This is a genomic window from bacterium, from assembly GCA_030654305.1.
Taxonomy (GTDB): domain Bacteria; phylum Krumholzibacteriota; class Krumholzibacteriia; order LZORAL124-64-63; family LZORAL124-64-63; genus PNOJ01.
Genome location: JAURXS010000108.1, coordinates 1 through 3,923, shown reverse-complemented (window position 1 = coordinate 3,923; position 3,923 = coordinate 1). Strand labels below are relative to the sequence as shown.

The following is a 3,923-nucleotide window of genomic DNA, read 5'->3' as shown; positions in this document are numbered from 1 at the left end:
CGAGGATGCCGTCGGTTACCTGAACCTGGTGGGCGACACGATGTGGGGCGAGAAGAGCATCATGCTCTACAGCGCGGACTTCACCTTCCGGGTGGACCTGCTGATTTCGCCGGTGAACTGAGGCGACGCCGGCTAGACGTTCCCCAAGTGGACGTGGTCCAGCCTCTCGCGGCCGATCCGCGCCGCGCGCTCCAGGGTGGCGCGCGGCGTGGGCGGCGCCTCCAGCTTCCAGGCCGGATGGTAGGCCGAGAAGTGCAGCGGGAGGCGCCGGTCCACCGAGGCCACGAAATCCACCAGGGCGCGCAGCTGCGCGTCGGCGTCGTTGAACCCGGGGATCACGAGGTTGGTGAGTTCTAGATGGACGCCGGCGGCGTGCAGGCGGCGGATCGTCGCCAGCACCGGCGCCAGGCGGGCCTTGCAGACCTTCCGGTAGAACGCGTCGTCCATCGACTTGAGGTCGACGTTGGCGGCGTCGAGCCAGGGGATCAGCTCGTCGAGCGGTCCCGGCTCCAGGAACCCGTTGGTCACCACCACGTTCTTCAGGCCGGCGGTGCGCGCCAGCTTGGCGGTGTCGCGCACGTACTCGAACCAGACCAGCGGTTCGCTGTAGGTGTAGGCCAGCCCGAACGAGCCCTCCCCCAGGGCCAAGGCCACGGCCTGCTCGGGCGTGACGCGCCGCACGGGGCGGTCCAGCTCCTGGCTGATGCTCCAGTTCTGGCAGAACGCGCAGTGCAGGTTGCAGCCGCGGGCGGCCAGCGAGAGGATCCGCTCGCCCGGGTGGAAGTGCAGCAGCGGCTTCTTCTCGATGGGGTCCAGGGCCAGCGCCACGACCTCGCCGTACTGCAGCGCGAGCATGCGGCCGCCGCGGTTGCCGCGAGTGCCGCAGGGGCCGTCCCGACCCTCGCGCAGCCGGCAGCGCAGGGGGCAGAGGCCGCAGAGCACCGCGCCACGCGGGGCGGGTTCCCACCAGGCCGCGGCGATGTTCCCGTTCACAACGTTGCCGTTCATGACGGCGCCTCCTCCAACTCCGCCAGCGCCCAGACCGCGACCTCGCGGACCTCCGCGTCGGGGTCCCCGGCGGCGGCCTCGCGGATCGCCGGCAGCAGGTCGCGCCGGCCGGTGTTGGCCGCGACGATCAGCGCATTGCGCCGCATCCCCTCGGGATGGGCCCGCCACAGCGGCGTGCGTCGGAAGCGTTCGCGAAAGGCCTCGGCGTCCATCCCGATCAGGTCGCCCAGGTCCACTTCCGCGTGCTCCGGCAGGACGTCGTAGCCGGGCGACGGCGGTGTCGCCGCCGGGCGTCGCAGCGCCTTGTGGTTCCAGGGGCAGACCTGCTGGCAGATGTCGCAGCCGAACAGCCGGTCGCCCTGCAAGGCGCGCCGATCCGCGGGAGCGCGGCCCTGCCACTCGATCGACCAGGTGGCCAGGCAGCGGCGCGCGTCCAGTTCGAAGGGCGTGTCCAGGGCGCCGGTGGGGCAGCTGTCCTGGCAGAGGCTGCAGCTGCCGCAGAGCGAGGCCATCCCATCGGCGTCGGGCAAATACTGTCCGGACAGGCGCTGCGCGGGCGGGCCGACCAGCGGCCGCGGCGCGTCGGCGAGGCCGGTCACCTCCAGCTCGAGCAGGGCCACGCCCAGGAACAGGCCCGAGCCCAGGCGCGGGTGGATCAGCAGCGTGTTCTTGCCGAAGAAGCCGAGGCCCGCGAGCCAGGCGTGCTCGCGCTCCAGGAAGGGGCCGGCGTCCACGGCGTCCACGGCGCGCAGGTCGGCCTCGGCGGCGATCACGCCCGTGCGATGGAGTTCGCGGCGCAGCGCGCCGGTGATGCGGCGGATCGCGCCGCGCAGCACGTCGTGGTAGTCGAGGCCGCGGGCGTAGCGCGCGACGCCGAGGGTCCAGCCGCCGTCGCCGGGTTCGTCCCGCGCCGGCCAGCCGGCCGTGTAGCGCTGGCCGAAGACCAGCAGCGTGCGCGCCCAGGGCCGCTCGCGGGTGGGGTCGGCGCGGTCCTGCGGCGCGCGCAGCAGATAGGCGAGTTCGCCGTGCTTGCCCTTCAGCAGCCAGTCGAACCAGGCCGCGGCGTGCGGCAGGCGGCGGGGCAGCCCGACCACCCCGCACAGCTCCACGCCGTGGGCGCGGCAGGCCGGCTCGAGGATCTCGCGCAGGCGCAGGGCCGTCACCCGGGGGGCGTCCACGTTCAGCCCCCGAACCGGGACGCGGCCGCGTCGTACTGCGCCAGCAGCCGCTCCACCAGCTCCGCGACGCCCGGCACGTCGTCGATCAGGGCGGCGACCTGGCCGATCTCCAGCTCGCCCTCTTCGAGATCGCCTTCGCCCATGCCGCGCCGGGCGCGCCCCTCCCCCAGCAGGGCCGCCAGCTCCTCGCGCCCGGCGCCGCGCGCCTCGAGCTCCTCGACGCGGTCGCGGAAGGCGTTGCGCAGCAGGCGCACCGGCACGTGCTTCTTCAGGACCAGGCGCGTGTCGTCGCCCTCGACGACGGCCCGCTTGAAGGTCTCGTGGCCGGCCGACTCGCGCGTGACGGCGAAGCGCGAGCCGATCTGCACGCCGGCGGCGCCGAGGGCGAACATCGCGGCGATCTGCGCGCCGGTGGCGATCCCGCCGGCGGCGATCACCGGGATGTCCACCGCGCTCACGCAGGCCGGCACCAGCACCAGCGTCGTCAGCTCGTCGCGGCCGTTGTGGCCGCCGGCCTCGAAGCCCTCGCAGACCACGGCGTCGCAGCCCGCGTCCTCGCACTTGCGGGCCAGGGCCGCGGTCGCGACCACGTGGACGAAGACGGCGCCGGCCGCCTTGATCCTGCCCGCCACTCGGGCCGGCGAGCCCGCCGAGGTGACCAGGATGCCCACGCCCTCCTCGAGCGCGAGGTCCAGGCTCTCGTGCGCGTGCTTGTCGATCAGGGGGATGTTGACGCCGACGGGACGCGAGGTCAGCGCGCGGGCGGCGCGGATCTCGGCGCGCAGGTCGTCGGGGCGGCGGCCGCCGGCCCCGATCAGGCCCAGGCAGCCGGCCTCGGCGGCGGCGGCGGCCAGGCGCGCGCCGCTGTTGTAGACCATGCCGGCCTGGACGATCGGGTGCTCGGTGCCGAAGAGGGTCGCGACGTTGGGAACGGGCCACCTGGACATGTCCGTCTCCTGACTAATTCCTGAACTCTTTATTAATCAGGAGGCTAGCACATCCGGCCCCCCGATCCCAGGCCCGACTTGGTTGTTATATTTATAATATTCGATTTTCATTGACTTAAATACCACCGACATTGTATGAATTCCCTGCCCCTGAGAGTCCCGACCCTCGGCAGACACTCCGGACCGGAGGTTCGACATGATCCAGCACCTCGCCGCGAAGCGACCGCCCCTCACTGTGGCCCTGGCCTTGGCCTTGGCCATCCTGCTGCTCGCCGCGACGGCCCTGCCCGCCGGTGCCGCCGTCACCGGCGACACGGTCGTGCTGAGCTGGAACGACCTCGGCATGCACTGCATGAACCGCCTGCACGCCGTGCTGTCGGTGCTCCCCCCCTACAACACGCTGATGGCCCAGGTCGTGCACCGGGGCGATGCGTCCAACCTGCCGCAGCTGGTGACCACGGGCGTGACGCTCGAGTACTCGGTGCCCGGGAACACCTACTCCGTGGGCAAGACGGACTTCTGGACCTACGACCAGGCCCTGTTCGGCGTCGACCTGCCGCCGAACGTGGGGCTCACCGGCAAGGGCCTCACCGGGACTTTCGATCCCGCGGGCGACCACTTCAAGGCCGAGGGCATCCCGGTCACGCCCTACACCGACGCGGCGCCGACGGTCGAAGCCCCCTACCAGAACGCCCTGGTGATCGCGCGCGACCTGCAGGGCGCCGAGCTGGCGCGCAGCCGGCCGGTGATCCCGGTCTCGGTCGAGATGAACTGCGTCACCGCGGGCTGC

Annotated in this window: 4 protein-coding genes; 1 reads left to right on the top strand and 3 read right to left on the bottom strand. The window is 72.3% G+C overall.

Features of this window, described 5'->3' with window-relative positions; translation table 11 throughout:
- Positions 1–132: 132 nt before the first annotated feature.
- The 3 genes from amrS to Q7W29_02950 are packed head-to-tail and all read right to left on the bottom strand — an operon-like array spanning position 133 to position 3,133.
- Positions 133–1,008, bottom strand: a complete 876-nt coding sequence (amrS, locus tag Q7W29_02960) for an AmmeMemoRadiSam system radical SAM enzyme (protein MDO9170769.1) — start codon at positions 1,006–1,008, stop codon at positions 133–135.
- On the bottom strand, positions 1,005–2,186 hold the full coding sequence (locus Q7W29_02955; GenBank protein ID MDO9170768.1) for a DUF1730 domain-containing protein: 1,182 nt from the start codon (positions 2,184–2,186) through the stop codon (positions 1,005–1,007). Before Q7W29_02955 ends, amrS begins: the two co-directional genes overlap by 4 nt.
- A gap of 2 nt (positions 2,187–2,188) precedes the next feature.
- On the bottom strand, positions 2,189–3,133 hold the full coding sequence (locus Q7W29_02950; GenBank protein MDO9170767.1) for a nitronate monooxygenase: 945 nt from the start codon (positions 3,131–3,133) through the stop codon (positions 2,189–2,191).
- Positions 3,134–3,329: 196 nt separating this feature from the next.
- Between Q7W29_02950 and Q7W29_02945 the strand changes: the two genes are divergently transcribed.
- Positions 3,330–3,923: hypothetical protein (locus tag Q7W29_02945; GenBank protein ID MDO9170766.1), on the top strand; the 594-nt coding region annotated here is incomplete at its 3' end.

What these genes read in the sequence shown, in the direction of transcription:
- Q7W29_02950 (MDO9170767.1), bottom strand. Translation starts at nt 3,133, where the DNA reads ATGTCCAGGTGGCCCGTTCCCAACGTCGCGACCCTCTTCGGCACCGAG.
- amrS (MDO9170769.1), bottom strand. Translation starts at nt 1,008, where the DNA reads ATGAACGGCAACGTTGTGAACGGGAACATCGCCGCGGCCTGGTGGGAA.